Here is a 16,348-nt window from a genome sequence, read left to right as displayed (position 1 = left end):
ATCGCAGGAACTACGGGATGAAAGGATTCCGATGACCGAGGACGGCCGCGAGCGCCTGCGTCCTTCGCCCGAGGCTCTGCTCGACCGGGCGCGCCGGGACGAAGCGGGACGCGGCCGCCTCAAGGTCTTCCTCGGCGCGGCTCCCGGGGTCGGCAAGACCTACGAGATGCTCACCATCGGCCGCGCGCGGCTCAAGGCCGGGGCCGACGTGGTGATCGGCGTCGTCGAGACCCATGGGCGCCGTGAGACCGAAGCCCTGGTCGAGGGCTTCGAGATCGTTCCGCGCCGGACGGTCCCGTACCGTGACGGCACGATCGAGGAGATGGACCTCGACGCCCTGCTCGCGCGACGTCCCGCCCTGGCCCTGGTCGACGAACTCGCCCATACCAACGCGCCGGGCTCGCGCCATCCCAAGCGCTATCAGGACGTCGAGGAACTGCTGGATGCCGGCATCGACGTCCACACGACCCTCAACATTCAGCATGTCGAGAGCCTGAACGACGTCGTCGCGCAAATCACCCGCATCCGTGTGCGGGAGACGGTGCCGGACGGCATTCTCGACAGGGCCGACGACATCGAGGTGGTGGACCTTAACCCCGACGATCTGATCGAGCGCTTGAAGGCCGGCAAGGTCTACGTGCCCGCCAATGCGGAGCGTGCCCTGCGTCACTACTTCTCGCGCGGCAACCTGACTGCCCTGCGCGAACTCGCCCTGCGGCGTACGGCCGATCGGGTCGACGACGAACTCCTCAGTCACATGCAGGCGCATGCCATCGCGGGGCCCTGGAGTGCGGGCGAGCGGGTGATGGTCTGCGTCAGCGAGGACCCCCGCTCCGGCGGGCTCGTCCGCTACGCCAAGCGCCTCGCCGATCGCCTGCACGCGCCGTGGACCGCCGTCACGGTGGAGGGGACGCGCAGCCTCGGCCTGAGCGAAGCGGACCGTGACCGGGTCGCGGACGCCCTGCGCCTCGCCGATCGGCTCGGCGGCGATGCCGTGACCTTGCCGGGAAGCCGCCGCGTGGCCGACGACCTCCTGGCCTATGCCCGGAGCGCCAACGTCAATCACATCGTCGTCGGCAAGGCGAACCGGTCGTGGCTGTTCGAGCTCTTCAACGGGTCGGTCGTCCACGACCTCGTGCGCCGCAGCGGTGCCATCAGCATCCATGTCGTGCCCGGCGAAACGCTGCCCCCGGCCGCTCCCCACAAGGTCGTCGCGACGGCCCCGGCGCGCCCCGCACTCGATGGCGCCGCTTACGGTTTCGCGGCCCTCGCGATCCTGGCCGGCCTCGGCCTCGCGCTGGGGCTACAGCCCTATCTCGGGGTCGAGAACGCGGATCTCTTCCTGCTGACCGCGGTGGTGGCGGTCGCCGCGCGCTTCGGCCTGGGGCCGGCGCTGGCGTCCGTGATCGCCGCCTCGCTGGCCTACAATTTCTTCTTCCTGCCGCCGGTCTACACGCTGACCATCGCCGATCCGACCAACGTCGCCGCCTTCCTGCTGTTCACGCTCGTCGCGGTGCTGGTGTCGAACCTCGCCGCCCGGGCCAGGACGGTCGCGGTGATCAGCCAGCGCCGGGCGCGGGCGACCGAGCGCCTCTACGGTTTCAGCCGCAAGCTCTCCGCCTGCGGTACGCTCGACGACGTGCTCTGGGCGACCTCGGCGCAGATCGCCGCGATGCTGCGGGTGCGGGTCGTGCTGCTGCTGCCGGAGGGCGACTCCGTGGTGGTGAAGGCGGGCTATCCCCCCGAGGATCGCCTCGACGCCGCCGATCTGGCCGCGGCGCAGTGGGCCTTCGCGAACGATCGGCCGGCGGGACGCGGCGCCGATACGCTCCCGGGGGCGCGTCGTATTTTCATACCGACGCGAACAGGTCGCGGCCCCATCGGAGTGATCGGCCTCGATACGGACGGTACCGGACCGATCCTCACGCCCGAGGATCGGCGGTTGTTCGATGCCCTCGCCGACATGGGCGCGCTGGCCATCGAACGGGTCCGGCTGGTCGAGGATCTGGCGCGGGCCGCCCGCGATGCCGAGACCGACCGGCTGCGCCAGGCCCTGCTGACCTCGATCTCGCACGACCTGCGGACGCCCCTGTCCTCGGTCCTCGGAGCCGCCACGACCCTGCGCGATCTCGACGCCGATCTCGGCCGCGAGGCCAAGGGCGACCTCCTGGCGACGATCATCGCCGAATCGGAGCGGCTGAACCGCTTCATCGTCAACCTTCTCGACATGACCCGGCTGGAGGCCGGCGCGGTGGCGGCGAACCTGACCGTGCAGGACGTGGCCGAGATCGTCGACACCGCCCTGCGCCGCATGGGCGCCATCCTGAGCGAGCACCGGGTGGTGCTGGACCTGGCGCCCGACCTGGCGCCCTTGCGCCTCGACCCGGTCCTGTTCGAGCAGGTGCTGGTCAACCTCCTCGACAACGCCGCCAAGTACGCCCCGGCGGGCTCCGCCGTCACTGTCGCGGCGCGGGTCGTCTCCGGCCAGCCCGGCGGATCACCCCGGCTCCGCCTGCAGGTGCTCGACGAGGGCGAAGGCCTGCCGGAATCGGAGCGCGAGCGGGTGTTCGATAAGTTCTATCGGGCCCGGAAGGGCGACAGCGTCCGCGCCGGGACCGGTCTCGGCCTTGCCATCGCCCGCGGCTTCGTCGAGGCGATGGGGGGAACGCTGACGGCGGCCAACCGGTCGGACCGCAGCGGCGCCGTCTTCACCCTCCTGCTGCCGGTCCCCGCGGCGCGCGGCACCGCGTCGGATCTCGCTGCATGAGCCTCCCCGCATGAGCCTCGCTGTCCTCGTGGTCGACGACGAGCCGCCGATCCGCAAGCTCCTGCGGATGGGTCTGGCGACGCAGGGCTACACCACCTTCGAGGCGCCGAATGCGCGGGTCGCCCTCGAGATCCTGGCTCGCGAGACGATCGACCTGATCATCCTCGATCTCGGCCTCCCGGACATGCGCGGGCACGACCTCCTCCGCCGCATTCGCGAAGAGCATCGCGACCTGCCGGTGGTCGTGCTGTCGAGCCGCGACGACGAGCCGGGCAAGGTCGAGGCCCTCGACCTCGGTGCGGACGACTACGTCACCAAGCCCTTCGGCATGGGCGAACTCCTGGCACGCCTGCGCGCGGCCCTGCGCCACCAGCTGGCGGTGCAGGGCGAGCGCGCCCTGTTCGAGGTCGACGGCCTCAGCGTCGACCTCGTGCGCCGCATCGTCCGCGTCCGCGGCGCGGACGTGAAGCTGACGCCGCGGGAATACGACTTCCTCCGCGTGCTGGTGCAGCATGCCGGCAAGGCCCTGACCCATGCCCAGTTGATGAACGCGGTCTCGACCTCGTCCGACCCGCAATATCTGCGCGTCTACATGCGCCAGCTTCGCCAGAAGCTCGAAGCCGATCCCGAACGTCCCCGGATCCTCCTGACGGAGACCGGCGTCGGCTATCGCCTGCGCGCGCCCGACGACGACGGCGGTCCGATCCGCTGAAATGGCCGGGGTCGAGGCCGGCGCCCGGGGGCCGGCCCCGCCATCCGCCCCTCCGTCAGATCCGCAGTTCGATGCGATCCGCCGCGATCCGGACGGCGTCCGGCCGATGCGCCGTCGCCTCCACGGCATAGTGCAGGGCCGCCTGGCAGGTGCGGAACAGGCCGCCGGCCCGGCCATGGATCTCGACGGCGACCCAGCAGCCCCGCCCGTCCCGGCCGACGACGAAGTGCGGCGTCTCGGATGCGGAGACCGGGCTGGCGGGAACGGCCGGGGTCGGACTGGACATGGATCGCTCTTGGGTTCGCGCGGTCCAGGTCTCGGACCGCGAAAGGAATCTGCGTCGCGGCGCGTGAGGGTTCGAGCGGGGACCGGGCGCGATTTCGTAAGGGTCTCATCAGGATCGCGCCCGATACGACACCCGAGGCCCTGGGCCGGCCGGCCTTCGCACGACACGCCTGCCGGGCATGGCTCGTCCCTCGTGCCGGCGGGTCCGGGTTTTGCACCCGGGGCGACCGGCCTCGGCGCGGCCGCCTTCGCCGCGATTGCCCTCGGCTTTCACCGCATGGTCTCCCGTGCGCCGCCGGCCTGAGCGCCGCGCGCCGCCCCGGCGGTGCTTGACCCCGGCGCAACCGCGCGGGACAGCAGCGGACCGGACCCGAGCCAAGGATTGCCGCGATGGCCACGCCCCGCGACCTCAAAGTTCAGATGGCGGGCGAGACCCGCGCCCGCGAACGGGCACAGGCGCTGGCCGCGACGCAGGCGGCGCGGGCCCAGCGTGCCGAGACCGCCGCCCGCGAAACCGAGGTGGAGCGCGACGGCTGGAAGGCGCGGGCCCTGGCCGCCGAGGCGGAGCTGGAGCGGCTGAAGCAGGGCTGAGAGCTTCGCAGGGCCAAGCTTCGCAGGGGCAAGCTTCGCAGGACGAGGAGTTTCGCAGGACGACGAGCGCGGCAGTTGATTCGCGTCCTTCCCATCAAGGTCCTGCGTGTTTTTCTCGTCGCGGGGCTGCGTCCGAAAGACATCCCGGGTCGATCGGAACAGGGGCCGGCGCGGACATCTTCTCGTGACGACGGCCAATGTCTTGGCAAGCGATCAGGAGAGCGTCCCCGTGACCATCGACACACGCGAAATCTACGTGACGGCCCTGAAGAACACCCATGCGCTGGAAATGCAGGCGCTCCAGATCATGGAACGGCAGGTCGAGCGCCTGCAGCGCTATCCCGAGATGGAGGCGGCCCTGCGCCGGCACATCGAGGAGACGCACGGCCAGCGCACCCGGCTGGAGGAGGCCCTGCACGGCGTCTCGGAAAGCCCGTCGACCATTAAGGAGGGCGTGCTCGGCTTCGTCGGCAACATGATGGCCCTCGGGCACACGCCGGCCCAGGACGAGATCCTGAAGAACGCCTACGCCAACCACGCCTTCGAGAACTTCGAGATCGCGGCCTACGAATCGCTCCTCGCCATCACCGAGGCGGCGGGCCAGCAGGCGGCGCTCACGGGCTTCCAGCAATCCCTGCGCGAGGAAGAGGCGATGGCGCGCAAGGTGCGCGAGCTCGTGCGCCCCACCACCCTGCGCTACATCGAACTGACCACGAGCGGCGAAAAGGCGGATCGCTGAGCGGGATTGCGGTATCTGGATACCGTGAGACCGAACCGCTTCGAATGATTGCGCTTTTCGCTTTCCGTGCGGGTCGAAACGCGCGGAAAGCGGCTTGACGAAACCGTCGCATCTCCCTAATGGAACGTCCAACGCCGCCGCGTCCCGCACGCGGCGGCGCATCGTTTTGTCCAGACACCATACGGAACGCCACGGGATGAAGACCTTTTCTCTGAAGCCCGCCGACGTCGACAAGAAGTGGATCATCGTCGATGCGGAGGGCCTCGTCGTCGGCCGGCTCGCCTCCATCGTCGCCATGCGCCTGCGCGGCAAGCACAAGGCCGCGTACACGCCCCACGTCGATTGCGGCGACAACGTCATCGTCATCAACGCCGAGAAGGTGAAGTTCACCGGCCGCAAGCGCGAGCAGAAGGTGTACTACCACCACACCGGCTACCCGGGCGGCATCAAGGAGCGCACGGCCAAGTTCATCCTCGACGGCCGCTTCCCTGAGCGCGTCGTGGAGAAGGCCGTCGAGCGCATGCTGCCGCGCGGCCCGCTCTTCCGCCAGATCATGGGCAACCTCCGGGTCTACAAGGGCTCCGAGCATCCCCACACCGCCCAGCAGCCGCAGGCGCTCGACGTCGGCAGCCTCAACCGCAAGAACGTGAGCGCTTGATCATGGCGACCCTTCAGTCCCTCTCCGACCTGAACCGCGCGAACGTCGAGTCGCCGGAGAACGCCGCCCCGGTCCACGTCCAGAAGCTCGACGCCCAGGGCCGCGCCTACGCCACCGGCAAGCGCAAGGACGCGGTCGCCCGCGTCTGGATCAAGCCCGGCACCGGCAAGGTCGTCGTCAACGGCCGCGCCGTCGAGACCTACTTCGCCCGCCCGGTGCTGCGCATGATCCTGCGCCAGCCGCTGCAGATCGCCAATCGCGTCGACCAGTACGACATCACCGTCTCGGTGCATGGCGGCGGTCTCTCGGGCCAGGCCGGCGCCGTGCGCCACGGCCTCTCGAAGGCGCTGACCTACTACGAGCCCGAGCTTCGCTCGCCGCTGAAGCGCGAGGGCTTCCTCACCCGCGACAGCCGCGTGGTCGAGCGCAAGAAGTACGGCCGCAAGAAGGCTCGCCGCAGCTTCCAGTTCTCGAAGCGCTGAGCCAGCCCTTCGATAGATGTCCGGACAGGGCGGCTTCGGCCGCCCTTTCCTTTTGAGCCGCGGCAGAGAGACCAATTCCCATGGCGAAGCCCTTCCGACGCGTCACCACGCCCGATGCCGCCGCCGTGACCCTCTGCCTGGCGGAGACGGACGGCGCGACGACCGGGGAGGTGAAGCTCGCCGATGGGCGCCTGTTCAGCACCACCGGCGTGCTCCCCATCGCCCAGGCCTTCGGCATCGCCGTCCACGTGGCCAACGAGAGCGGGCGCGAGATCGTGGTGATCGATCCCCGGAACCTGTGGAAGCCGTCCTGGGGAACGCTCAGCGCCTGAGTCCTGGAAGCGCTCTCAGGCGAGGTGGCTGCCGTCTCGCATGCAGACACTGCGAGCCCGCAACAAGAGGGAGCATGTTCGGTGATCCGGGGATCACCGAACATGTTCTAGGCGTGGAGCGCGTGCTCCAGTTCGCCCTTCGACATCTTCGAGCGGCCGGGAATGTTCTTGTCGCGCGCCGCCTTCATCAGGTCGGCCTTTGTCTTGTTCGATCCCGATTTGCCTGATGCCGATTTGCGCGCCGCAGCGGTCTTCTTGGCGACGTCGGCAGGCTGCTTCGAGAACTGCTTGCCCTTGGCGGAATCGGCACGCTTCTTCTTCGTGGACCGGTCGTATTCCGACTTCGACACCGACTCGCGGGCCTTCTTCGGCAGGTAGCGCTCACCCGTCTCGCCGCTCTTCTTGCCGGACTTGGTGTCCCACTCCTCCTCGGTCCACTGCTTCAGGTGGTTGTCGGAGGACTTCTTGCCCTCGTAGCCGCCGCCGGCATCCTTGTAGGCCTTCGTGGCGGCCTGGGCCTTGCGGGCCGACCATTGACCGGGCTTTCCGCCCTTGTCGGATTCGGTGACCTGCTTCTTCACCTTCTCCCAAAGCTTGGGATCGCTCTTTTCCGCGCTGGCTGACATCGGTTCGACCTCGATCGGGTGTGTCGTCCCGCAAATAACAGCCGTTCGATGCCGCCGTTCCAGGCCGCTCCCGGCGATACACAGGCTTGATCGAGCGTCATCAAGCCTTGTTCGGGTCGCGAGAAGACGTTGACTTGACGAAGCGTCCCGGTCACCTGCGCGCACGGGCCGGTGCGAGACGTGTCTTCGTCGGCGCGATCAAGAGGATGTCAGGCGACCATGAGCGAGAACGATGCGGGGCGGAAGCCCACGGTCTTCATCGATGGCGAGGCGGGAACCACCGGCCTCGGAATCCGCGAGCGCCTCGAGCGCGAGGGCCACGTCGCCCTGAAGAGCATCCCGCATGAGAGCCGCAAGGACGTCGCGGTCAAGCGCGACTTGCTCCAGGTGGTCGACCTCGTCGTGCTGTGCCTTCCGGACGCCGCCGCCAAGGAGACCGTCGCCCTGGCCGATGCCCTGCCGGGCGGGGGGCCGCGCATCCTGGATGCCAGCACCGCCCACCGGGTCGATCCGGCCTGGGTCTACGGCTTCGCCGAACTCGAGCCCGCCCAGGCGCAGGCGATCCGCGCGGCCCGGCGCGTGGCCAATCCCGGCTGCTATCCGACGGGGGCGATCGCGCTGCTGCGGCCTCTCGTGGAGGCGGGCCTGATCCCGTCGAACGTCCCGATCAGCATCAACGCGGTCAGCGGCTACAGCGGCGGCGGCAAGAGCATGATCGAGACCTACGAGGCCGGCCAGGGCGAGCCCTTCCTGCTCTACGGCCTCGGGCTGGGCCACAAGCACCTGCCGGAGACCCAGGCCTATTCCGGCCTGACGCGGCGGCCGATCTTCATCCCCTCCGTCGGGAATTTCCGGCAGGGCATGCTGGTGAGCGTACCGCTCCATCTCGACACCCTGCCGGGGGCGCCCAAGGTCTCGGACCTGGAACGGGCCTTGGCGGCCTATTACGAAGGTCAGGATCTCGTGCGGGTGATCCCGGTCGAGGGCGCCGAGCGGATCGAGCCGGAGGCCCTGAACGACACCGACCGGCTCGAGTTGCGGGTCTTCGGCAGCGACGCCTACCGCCAGGCCGTGCTCGTCGCCCGCCTCGACAATCTCGGCAAGGGTGCCTCGGGTGCGGCCGTGCAGAACATCGGCCTGATGCTCGGTCTCGACTGACACGGGCCCGCCGCCCCCGGCATCCGCGCGCCGGGGGCGGCCACGCGCTGCGGTCGCCGAATCCCGCCCGCTGGCCGCGGCCCGGCATCGATCAGCCGGCATTCTGCCGACGCTTTGCTCGACCGAAATCTTTGCCATCACACACGAAGATCACCGCGGCGTGGTCCGAGATACGGTCGCGAAGATGATTCGCCATCAACCGGGCGAAAACCCATAGCAGGGCGACCGCCGATCATCTTGGGTGCGAACGGCATCCCGACCTTCCCCAAGCATTTGCCATCGACGCTGCGCAACGTCTCTTGGCTTGATTGCGAACGCCGGAAATTTGTTCTATCGAACGAAATATCAGGTCTGGTGTTCGGGCCGGAATTCGTCGGACTTCATCGCGGCACCGTCCGGTGTCGACGGGTGAGCTCCTGCCGTCTGCCCCTCGCGAGGTGTCGATCCGCCGACCAGGCGCGCCCCGGTGATCCCGAACCGATCGAGATCATCTTCGGATAACGCCGGAGCTTGCTGCTTTGGCGGGATCATTCTTCAGCATCGTCGCGACGAACCGTCCTTATCTGCGGTGGTTGCGCGATTGAGCATGGTCTTTTCGGGCAACCGGAGCGCGATTGTCCGCAATCGTGCAGGCAATGCGCGAAAAATTGATAAATGATCCACACGACCGCGATGGAAAAACGTTTATTCTTAAGTGCAACATCTTGCTTGCAGGAAGATCTGAGCCTACGCTCGAAGACAACTTCAACACTCATCCAGATCGGCGACACCACATGAATGAAACAGACAACGACGCAGCACGGCTCATCACCCTGGCAGCCGATATCGTCTCGGCCTACGTCAGCAACAACCATGTACAGAGCGCGGAGCTTCCTAAGCTGCTCAGTGATGTGCACGAGGCGATCCGTGGCGTGACCGCCAGCGGCACGCCGGCCGCCGAAGCCGGGCCGCCGAAGGCGACGCCCCAGGAGATCCGCCGCTCGATCACGCCGGAATACCTGATCAGCTTCGAGGACGGAAAGCAGTACAAGACCCTGCGCCGGCACCTCACCCTGCGCGGCCTGACGCCCGAGCAGTACCGGGCCAAGTGGGGCCTGGCGCCCGATTACCCGATGACCTCGGCGAGTTATTCCGAGCAGCGTTCCGAGCTGGCCCGCGCCCTCGGCCTCGGCCAGCAGCGCCGTAAGGGCGTGCCCAAGAGCGCGTCGGACGAGACCGTGTCGGCGCCGCCCCCCGAGGAGGCCGCTGCCGAGGCGCCCCCGGCCGAGAAGAAGCGCCGCGCCTCCCGCAAGAAGGTCGACGCCTGAAGGCCTGAACAGCCTGCGCGCGCCTCACCGGCGCGGGCGGGCGTCCTCCTGATCGATCCATCGGCAGCGAGCCGATCCGAGGCCCCTCGGATCGGCTCGTTCGCCTTGGTGCTCGAGGTCGATCCACAGGCCCCGTCGAGAGGGCGCCGGCTCGCGGGCGCGTACGGTCCTGGCTCAGGACAGCGGCGTCGCCAGGACCTTGTCGATGCGGCGGCCGTCCATATCGACGACCTCGAACCGCCAGCCATGGGACTCGAAGTGGTCGCCCGTGCCGGGGATGCGGCCGAGCCGGAAGATCACGAAGCCCGCGAGCGTGGTAAAGTCGTCGGAATTCGGGTGCTCCGCGAAGGCGAGGCGGTCGAAGGCCTGCGAGGCCGGCATCATGCCGTCGATGAGCAGCGAGCCGTCCTCGCGCTCCACCACGCTCGGCTCGTCGCCCACCTCCGGGATGTTGCCGGCGATCGCCTCCAGGAGATCGGTCTGGGTGACGATGCCCTCCAGGCTGCCGTACTCGTCGACGACCACCGCCATCCGTACGGGCTTGGCCTGGAAGGTCTCGAGCACGGCCAGGATCGACATGCTCTCGTGCACCACGATCGGCGGCTGCGTGGCTGCCAGGACGTTCACCGGCTTGCCGTCGAGGAGCTGGTTGAGCAGGTCCTGCTTGCGCACGACGCCGACGATCTCGTCGACTTCGCTGCGGCTGACCACCAGCTGCGCGTGGTCGCATTCCCGCACGGATTTGAGGACCGCCTCCGGCTCCTCGTCGGCATCGACCCACTCGACCTCGTGGCGGGGCGTCATGATATCGCGCACCCGGCGCTCGCCGATGGAGAAGATGCGCTGCACCGCCTCCTGCTGGGCCTCGCGGATCAGGCCGGCCTCCTGGCTCGCCTGGACCAGCAGGTTGAGCTCGGCGGTGGAGTGCAGCGAGCCCTCGCCGTGGCCCGCCTGCAGGCCGAACAGCCGCACCACGCCGTTGCCGAGGCCGTTGAGGAACAGGATCGCCGGGCGGAAGACGAACAGGAAGACGCCGAGCGGCCGCACCACCGCCAGCGCCGTCCGTTCGCTGCGCTGGAGGGCGAGGCTCTTCGGGGCGAGCTCGCCCAGCACGATGTGCATCGCCGTGATGAGGACGAAGGAGATCACCACCGCGATGGTGTGGGCGGCGGTGGTGCCGACGGGATCGGGCAGGAAGCCGAGGGCCGGGATGATGAGGTGGGCGAGCGCCGGCTCGCCGACCCAGCCGAGGGCCAGGGAGGAGATGGTGATGCCGAGCTGCGTCGCGGCGAGGTAGGCGTCGAGCTGGTCGGTGGCGCGCTGGAGGGCGCGGGCGTGGGTGCGGCGCTCGGAGACGAGTTCGGCGACCCGGCTCTTGCGCACCGAGACCAGGGCGAACTCGGCGGCCACGAAGAAGCCATTGGCGAGCACGAGGGCGAAGACGGCGACGAGGCCCAAGCCGGTCACCCATGCGTCGTCGGAAATCGTCGTCTCCCCTTGGTCAGCGGCGGATGTCTAACAGCTACGCGGGAGGCGGGCCACAGCGTTCGCGTCGAACGCGCCGGTATACGAGGAGGGTCGCGTCGAGGTCGCGCCCGATCGGAGGCCGCTCACCGCTCCGGCGGGATCGCGTAGGTGCCGGTGGCGTGGCAGACCAGCGGGCCGCCCTCCGGCCCGGTGATGGCGACTTCGCCGACGGCGAGGCGGCGGCCGAGCTTGAGCAGGCGGGCGGTGCCGAGGAGCCCGTGGGGGTCGGGCTTGCGCAAAAAGTTGAAGTTGAGGCTGGTGGTGACGGCGAGCGCCACGGGGCCGAGGCTGGCCAGGATCGCCGCGTAGAGGGCGTAGTCGGCGAGCGCCATCATCGCGGGGCCGGAGACCGTGCCGCCGGGGCGCAGGTGGCGCTCGTGGTGGTCCATCCGCATCCGGGCGAGGCCGGGGCCGACCTCGACCAGGTGGTAGGTCCGGCCCCCGGCATCCATCTGCGGGAAGGCCGATTCGAGGAAGGCCACGGTCTCCGCCAGGGAGAGGGCCTGGGGCAGCGTGTCGGACGGGGTCTCGGACATGGACGGGAACTCCGGTTCACCGGGCCGGGCGGAACGACCGATGCCCTGCGCGCGATGATTGCGGGGGAACGCACGACATCTTCGGGACGACCCGCGAAGCCTTGCGGCGCCCGGTCCTGGCGCGACGCGCCCGAATCCCGGGCTGCCGCGAAGCCTTGCAGCACGCCCCCGCTTGCCCGACAAGATCGGGGATGCGCCAGACCCACGACGTCTACGACCCCGCCCTGATCCGCCGGGTCCTCAGCGAGACCCGGACCATCGCGCTCGTCGGCGCCTCGGCCAACTCAGGCAGGCCGAGCCACCACGTCATGGCCTTCCTGCTGGGACGCGGCTACCGGGTGATCCCGGTCAATCCCGGGCTGGCCGGGCAGACGCTGCTCGGCCAGCCCGTCATCGCCCGCCTCGCCGACTTGGCCGAGCCCATCGACATGGTCGAGATTTTTCGCAGTTCCGACGCCGCCGGCGGCGTGGTGGACGAGGCCCTCGCCCTCCCCCAGCCGCCGCGCTTCATCTGGATGCAGATCGGGGTGCGGGATGATTCCGCCGCCTCGCGGGCCGAGGCGGCGGGGTGTGTTGTGGTGATGGATCGGTGCCCGAAGATTGAGATTTTCCGATAAAGCAGAAAATCATCTACGAGGCATATTAAGTGGTTTTGTTTTTACGTGGCGACTGCTTCTTCTTTTGGGTCAACCGATGGGCGAAATAGTTCTGTAAATATTTATGATAGCTCACAAATACGATTTTCTGCAAGAGGAATACTAATTTTCGCCAGATCGTCTCTGCTTTTTACAAGTTCGATAGCCAACAATGCGCGCTGAGGTTTTTGACCGTTTTCCGCTCCCGCTGGATAATAGTCTTCAATAGCGCCCCGAGTTAGAACGCAAATCCCCGCAGCTCTCAGGCCATCTATCAGAGGTAAAAGGTATCTGCGTGCCTCCTCATCGTCACGACAGACATTAATACGAGCGATATCCTCTTCCCAGGTAAAAAGTCCATCGAATATTTCTATTTGGTCCTGATTTATCTGCCCTGTTTCCTGAATTTTTCGGAGGATTTCTTTTGATTTATAATACCTATCTCTAAAACTGGACGTATGTATTTTGTCTTTGATTTTTCGGGCGCTTGGTTCTGCTTTAGTCCCAAGATCTTTGATACGCTTATCGATAGCAGTAATGGCACGTGCTCTTACTTCAGTAAGAGCCGCAGGAGCGCCCAAGTGATTGTAACCTTCGAAAATTGCGTCCAGATCAGCCACAATTTTGACTGGAAGTCCGAAGGATTCGAAAAACCGTCGAAATTTAGCAAAATTACCTTTCCCGGAAACACGTACTAACGACATGCATCTGGATTCGAAGCACCATTCTTCGTTCAAGATTTTTGCGGCATGCTTACAATAGAAATCATCCGATTCACCCTCAAATAATATCACACCCCTACTGAAAAAGGCTGCATCAGTATTCTCGAATTTTGTTAAACGAAAAACCTCCGCGTTGTCAGCATCGAGATTAAGGCTAATCGGATACAGACGCCCCACCGGTTTTGGTGTGGTAGCCTCTTTGGATACCCGTATAAAACTTGCTGTAATGCCAGGTTCAAAGAATATAGGAGAGTGAGTTGTGACAACTACTTGATTACTGCCACTGATTTTCGCCAGTGTTTTGAACAAAATCTTTTGTGAACGTGGATGCAAATAAAGTTCGGGTTCTTCGAATAGAAAGATCAGTGGACGCCGAGTTGCAATAATTCCTTCCATTTCAGTTTGAGGAATAACTGAAAGTTCTCGATGCCTGACGTATGTTTGTAGTAGCGCGAATGTAAGAGATCTTTTAATTCCATCGCCTTTGTTGTCGATTAAATCCCTCGATCCATCGTCAATATAGATCTGAGCGGCGCTAAGGATAGTCTTTAACTCAGGTGGGGGGACGCTGAGTTCTAATTTAATGGCAGGAAAATTGTCCTGAAGGAAGTCTTGTATTGTTTTTTCTAAGATTTTGACTGTGTCATGGCGCTGGTCTGTAAATCCATCACCTGCGTCGATACGATTAAGCAGCATATTTAAGGAGCTTAAAGACTCTTGGATATTCGCAAGTTCGGAAGCGAGGCCTTCAAGTAATAGGCCCATCAAGCGGCCGAATGGTGTGGACTGTGTTGTCTTTAGATCGTCAATTAGGTTTTTTACTGCGGGAATATATATTGGCTCAGGCAACAAATTTGTTATTGAACTGCCCATACCTGTCGGAAGTGGGCCCTCAATCATTTCATGATGATTATCAGGCAGAGCCGCAATCTGGCTCTTTAGAAACTCTTTCGCCGCACCAACGTTCATGTTTTCTGGTGCGGACGGCGCAAATTCCGGATAGTTCTCTGTAATTGATTGTTTCACGGCTGAGCCGCGTTTTCCCTGTAGAGCTGTAGAAATCGCTTGATTGCGGAAGCGTTCGTCTCGTGGTGTTCTGCGCAAGGCCATGGTCACGCATTTTTCATTTGGCGGATATCTAACGATTAATTGAAGCTTCTCGTCGATAATAATGTCGCTAATTTTATCTCGCTGTTCCGGGGTAAGCCTCAATAAATCTCCAGAAGATATATTGATGAATGTTAGTTTGAATTCTACAGTTTTATCAGGGTCATAGTACACGCTAAGCGTAATCGTTCCTGAACGATCAAGAGCCGACACAACACTCTGTAGAACCGAAGACTTTCCAGAATTGTTTTCCCCAACCAAGCAGTCGAAGCTCCCAAATTGGACGAGAGCACTTTTAAGCCCCTTGAAATTGATAATTTCGATCTGTTCAATTTTCACGTTTCCTACCCCTCGATTCGCCGGCTTATTAAAACGAGGGTAGCCCAACGGAAGCATTTACTGCAACCACAGTTTGAAATTATTTTGGCCTAAAATCTTCTGCGTGAACTTAGGAGATGCTACAAGTTTCCGATGATTTGCAGGAATTGTCTGGGGCCTACTTCGAGACAACTTACATTGGTTCCTAAAAAATATTTTCTAGTAATTCAGCAAAAACCATAACGCAGATTAAATAAATGTAATCCATATACACTATTACAACTAACTTGTATTAAATTGAGTTATTGTAGAAGTATTGATTTGCTTAAAATTTTATTTATTTATAATAAAATACATACTATTGTAATCTTCATTGGATCGTCTTTTCTTTTGTCTCATTCATCAACGCCACAGCCACAAAACTAATCCCGGCCGCCACCGCCAGATACAACCCGACCCAGCCCACGCCGCCCCACTCGCTCAGCCGCTGCGCCAGGTACGGCGCGGCGGAGGCCCCCAGGATGCCCGCGAGGTTGTAGGTCACGGAGGCCCCGGTGTAGCGCACGCGGGTGGGAAAAAGTTCGGGCAGCAGGGCGCCCATCGGGCCGAACAGCCAGCCCATCGCGAACAGGCCGAGGCACAGGAAGCCGAGGACGAGGCCGCCCTGGCCGCTGCCGAGCATCGGGCCCATCAGCAGGCCGAGGCTGGCGGTGAAGACGAGGCCGGAGAGGAGGACGGGGCGGCGGCCGTAGCGGTCGGCGGCCCAGCCCGAGAGCGGGATGCCGAGGCCCATGAACAGCACGGCGACGCACTCGAAGAGCAGGAAGGTCGGCCGAGTGAAGCCCAGCGTCGAGACGCCGTAGCTGAGGGCGAAGACGGTGGAGAGGTAGAACACCGCGTAGCAGGCCACCATGGCGAAGGTGCCGAGCAGCGTCGCGCGCAGGTACTTCGTGAAGATCACCGCCAGCGGCACCTTTTCCGGGGCGGCCTTCTCCAGGGCGGCCTTGAAGACCGGGGTCTCGGTGAGCTTGAGCCGCACATAGAGCCCGACGCCGACCAAAGCGGCCGAGGCCAGGAACGGGATGCGCCAGCCCCAGGCCTGGAAGTCGGCGGGGCTTAAGCTCAGGGCGAGCCCCAGGAAGCCGAGATTGGCGGTGATGAAGCCCACCGGCGCCCCGAGCTGCGGGAAGATGCCGTAGAGGGCGCGCCGGCCCGGCGGCGCGTTCTCCACCGCCAGCAGGGCCGCCCCGCCCCACTCGCCGCCGAAGCCGACGCCCTGGCCGAAGCGCAGCACGCAGAGGGCGAAGGGTGCCCACCAGCCGGCGGTGGCATAGGAGGGCAGGCAGCCGATCAGCACCGTCGACAGGCCCATGATCATCAGGGAGGCCACCAGCGTGGCCTTGCGCCCGACCCGGTCGCCGAAATGGCCGAAGAAGGCCGCGCCCAGGGGCCTCGCGATGAAGGCGATGGAGAAGGTGGCGAAGGCCGCCAGCGTCTGCACCGCCGGATCGCCGGGCGGGAAGAAGATCGGCCCGATCACCAGGGCGGCCGCGGTGGCATAGACGTAGAAGTCGTAGAACTCGATCGCGGTGCCGACGAAGCTGGCGATGAGGATGCGCGCCGCCGGCACGGCTTCGGCGGCTGTGGTCGGGCGGATCGCGGGGCGAAGGGCTGTCTGGCTCATGGCCGCGGCCATAGCGTAGCTGGGACCGGCAGGATAGCGCCGGTTTTGAGGTCGGGCGGAGCGTTGGCGCGCATGGCCTTCTCCCCTCTGCGGGAGAAGGTGGCCCGCGAAGCGGGTCGGATGAGGGGAGCGCGCTGTCCGGAGCGGTCGCTCCCCTCTCCC

16 protein-coding genes are annotated in these 16,348 nt (G+C 64.9%); 10 read left to right on the top strand and 6 right to left on the bottom strand.

What is annotated here, in order from left to right:
* The first annotated feature begins 31 nt into the window (after positions 1 to 31).
* Complete coding sequence (locus ACXJY8_RS02220; RefSeq protein ID WP_463775838.1) at positions 32 to 2,767, top strand: DUF4118 domain-containing protein; 2,736 nt, start codon at positions 32 to 34, stop codon at positions 2,765 to 2,767.
* Between the two features lie 10 nt (positions 2,768 to 2,777).
* Entirely contained in the window at positions 2,778 to 3,479 is a 702-nt protein-coding gene (locus ACXJY8_RS02215; RefSeq protein ID WP_463775836.1) for a response regulator, read from the top strand.
* Positions 3,480 to 3,534: 55 nt separating this feature from the next.
* On the opposite strand, the gene ACXJY8_RS02210 is transcribed toward ACXJY8_RS02215, so the two are convergent.
* Positions 3,535 to 3,765: a hypothetical protein gene (locus ACXJY8_RS02210; RefSeq protein ID WP_463775833.1), complete on the bottom strand. Its 231-nt coding sequence runs from the start codon at positions 3,763 to 3,765 to the stop codon at positions 3,535 to 3,537.
* Between the two features lie 389 nt (positions 3,766 to 4,154).
* Here ACXJY8_RS02210 and ACXJY8_RS02205 point away from each other — a divergent pair, with 389 nt between their 5' ends.
* From ACXJY8_RS02205 to ACXJY8_RS02185, 5 genes are all read left to right on the top strand, one after another.
* Positions 4,155 to 4,355 carry a hypothetical protein gene (locus tag ACXJY8_RS02205; RefSeq protein ID WP_463775831.1) on the top strand — a complete coding sequence of 67 codons (201 nt, stop codon included), beginning with the start codon at positions 4,155 to 4,157 and terminating at the stop codon, positions 4,353 to 4,355.
* Positions 4,356 to 4,584: 229 nt separating this feature from the next.
* Positions 4,585 to 5,094, top strand: coding sequence for a ferritin-like domain-containing protein (locus tag ACXJY8_RS02200; RefSeq protein ID WP_463775828.1), 510 nt, complete (start codon positions 4,585 to 4,587; stop codon positions 5,092 to 5,094).
* A 196-nt stretch (positions 5,095 to 5,290) separates the two neighbouring features.
* Complete coding sequence (gene rplM, locus ACXJY8_RS02195; RefSeq protein WP_055952181.1) at positions 5,291 to 5,752, top strand: 50S ribosomal protein L13; 462 nt, start codon at positions 5,291 to 5,293, stop codon at positions 5,750 to 5,752.
* A gap of 2 nt (positions 5,753 to 5,754) precedes the next feature.
* Positions 5,755 to 6,234: a 30S ribosomal protein S9 gene (rpsI, locus tag ACXJY8_RS02190; RefSeq protein ID WP_056222465.1), complete on the top strand. Its 480-nt coding sequence runs from the start codon at positions 5,755 to 5,757 to the stop codon at positions 6,232 to 6,234.
* Positions 6,235 to 6,314: 80 nt separating this feature from the next.
* Complete coding sequence (locus tag ACXJY8_RS02185; protein ID WP_463775820.1) at positions 6,315 to 6,566, top strand: hypothetical protein; 252 nt, start codon at positions 6,315 to 6,317, stop codon at positions 6,564 to 6,566.
* Positions 6,567 to 6,673: 107 nt separating this feature from the next.
* On the opposite strand, the gene ACXJY8_RS02180 is transcribed toward ACXJY8_RS02185, so the two are convergent.
* Entirely contained in the window at positions 6,674 to 7,192 is a 519-nt protein-coding gene (locus tag ACXJY8_RS02180; protein WP_463775818.1) for a hypothetical protein, read from the bottom strand.
* 219 nt (positions 7,193 to 7,411) lie between these two features.
* Here ACXJY8_RS02180 and argC point away from each other — a divergent pair, with 219 nt between their 5' ends.
* Complete coding sequence (argC, locus tag ACXJY8_RS02175) at positions 7,412 to 8,350, top strand: N-acetyl-gamma-glutamyl-phosphate reductase (RefSeq protein ID WP_463775815.1); 939 nt, start codon at positions 7,412 to 7,414, stop codon at positions 8,348 to 8,350.
* Between the two features lie 773 nt (positions 8,351 to 9,123).
* The gene (locus ACXJY8_RS02170; RefSeq protein WP_463775811.1) at positions 9,124 to 9,657 is read left to right on the top strand and encodes a Ros/MucR family transcriptional regulator; all 534 of its coding nucleotides are present in this window, start codon (positions 9,124 to 9,126) and stop codon (positions 9,655 to 9,657) included.
* Positions 9,658 to 9,831: 174 nt separating this feature from the next.
* On the opposite strand, the gene ACXJY8_RS02165 is transcribed toward ACXJY8_RS02170, so the two are convergent.
* Positions 9,832 to 11,088, bottom strand: coding sequence for a hemolysin family protein (locus tag ACXJY8_RS02165; protein ID WP_463780301.1), 1,257 nt, complete (start codon positions 11,086 to 11,088; stop codon positions 9,832 to 9,834).
* 179 nt (positions 11,089 to 11,267) lie between these two features.
* Positions 11,268 to 11,720 (bottom strand): PaaI family thioesterase, encoded by a 453-nt coding sequence (locus ACXJY8_RS02160; RefSeq protein WP_463775807.1) that lies wholly within the window; start codon positions 11,718 to 11,720, stop codon positions 11,268 to 11,270.
* 191 nt (positions 11,721 to 11,911) lie between these two features.
* Between ACXJY8_RS02160 and ACXJY8_RS02155 the strand changes: the two genes are divergently transcribed.
* The gene (locus tag ACXJY8_RS02155) at positions 11,912 to 12,337 is read left to right on the top strand and encodes a CoA-binding protein (RefSeq protein ID WP_463775803.1); all 426 of its coding nucleotides are present in this window, start codon (positions 11,912 to 11,914) and stop codon (positions 12,335 to 12,337) included.
* Between the two features lie 101 nt (positions 12,338 to 12,438).
* Here the strand turns inward: ACXJY8_RS02155 and ACXJY8_RS02150 are convergent, their stop codons facing one another.
* Together ACXJY8_RS02150 and ACXJY8_RS02145 are read right to left on the bottom strand one after the other, a co-directional pair.
* Positions 12,439 to 14,523, bottom strand: a complete 2,085-nt coding sequence (locus tag ACXJY8_RS02150; protein ID WP_463775799.1) for an AAA family ATPase — start codon at positions 14,521 to 14,523, stop codon at positions 12,439 to 12,441.
* Between the two features lie 349 nt (positions 14,524 to 14,872).
* Positions 14,873 to 16,186, bottom strand: coding sequence for an MFS transporter (locus tag ACXJY8_RS02145; protein ID WP_463775797.1), 1,314 nt, complete (start codon positions 16,184 to 16,186; stop codon positions 14,873 to 14,875).
* Positions 16,187 to 16,348 lie beyond the last annotated feature (162 nt).

Source organism: Methylobacterium sp. TK31, from assembly GCF_055361545.1.
This window is presented reverse-complemented; position numbering and strand designations above follow the sequence as displayed.

Bases quoted from the DNA above. Each gene is read 5' to 3' on its own strand.
- ACXJY8_RS02220 (WP_463775838.1), top strand. From the start codon at position 32: ATGACCGAGGACGGCCGCGAGCGCCTGCGTCCTTCGCCCGAGGCTCTG.
- argC (WP_463775815.1), top strand. From the start codon at position 7,412: ATGAGCGAGAACGATGCGGGGCGGAAGCCCACGGTCTTCATCGATGGC.
- ACXJY8_RS02155 (WP_463775803.1), top strand. From the start codon at position 11,912: ATGCGCCAGACCCACGACGTCTACGACCCCGCCCTGATCCGCCGGGTC.
- ACXJY8_RS02145 (WP_463775797.1), bottom strand. From the start codon at position 16,186: ATGAGCCAGACAGCCCTTCGCCCCGCGATCCGCCCGACCACAGCCGCC.
- ACXJY8_RS02215 (WP_463775836.1), top strand. From the start codon at position 2,778: ATGAGCCTCGCTGTCCTCGTGGTCGACGACGAGCCGCCGATCCGCAAG.
- ACXJY8_RS02205 (WP_463775831.1), top strand. From the start codon at position 4,155: ATGGCCACGCCCCGCGACCTCAAAGTTCAGATGGCGGGCGAGACCCGC.
- ACXJY8_RS02180 (WP_463775818.1), bottom strand. From the start codon at position 7,192: ATGTCAGCCAGCGCGGAAAAGAGCGATCCCAAGCTTTGGGAGAAGGTG.
- rpsI (WP_056222465.1), top strand. From the start codon at position 5,755: ATGGCGACCCTTCAGTCCCTCTCCGACCTGAACCGCGCGAACGTCGAG.
- ACXJY8_RS02210 (WP_463775833.1), bottom strand. From the start codon at position 3,765: ATGTCCAGTCCGACCCCGGCCGTTCCCGCCAGCCCGGTCTCCGCATCC.
- ACXJY8_RS02160 (WP_463775807.1), bottom strand. From the start codon at position 11,720: ATGTCCGAGACCCCGTCCGACACGCTGCCCCAGGCCCTCTCCCTGGCG.
- rplM (WP_055952181.1), top strand. From the start codon at position 5,291: ATGAAGACCTTTTCTCTGAAGCCCGCCGACGTCGACAAGAAGTGGATC.
- ACXJY8_RS02185 (WP_463775820.1), top strand. From the start codon at position 6,315: ATGGCGAAGCCCTTCCGACGCGTCACCACGCCCGATGCCGCCGCCGTG.
- ACXJY8_RS02170 (WP_463775811.1), top strand. From the start codon at position 9,124: ATGAATGAAACAGACAACGACGCAGCACGGCTCATCACCCTGGCAGCC.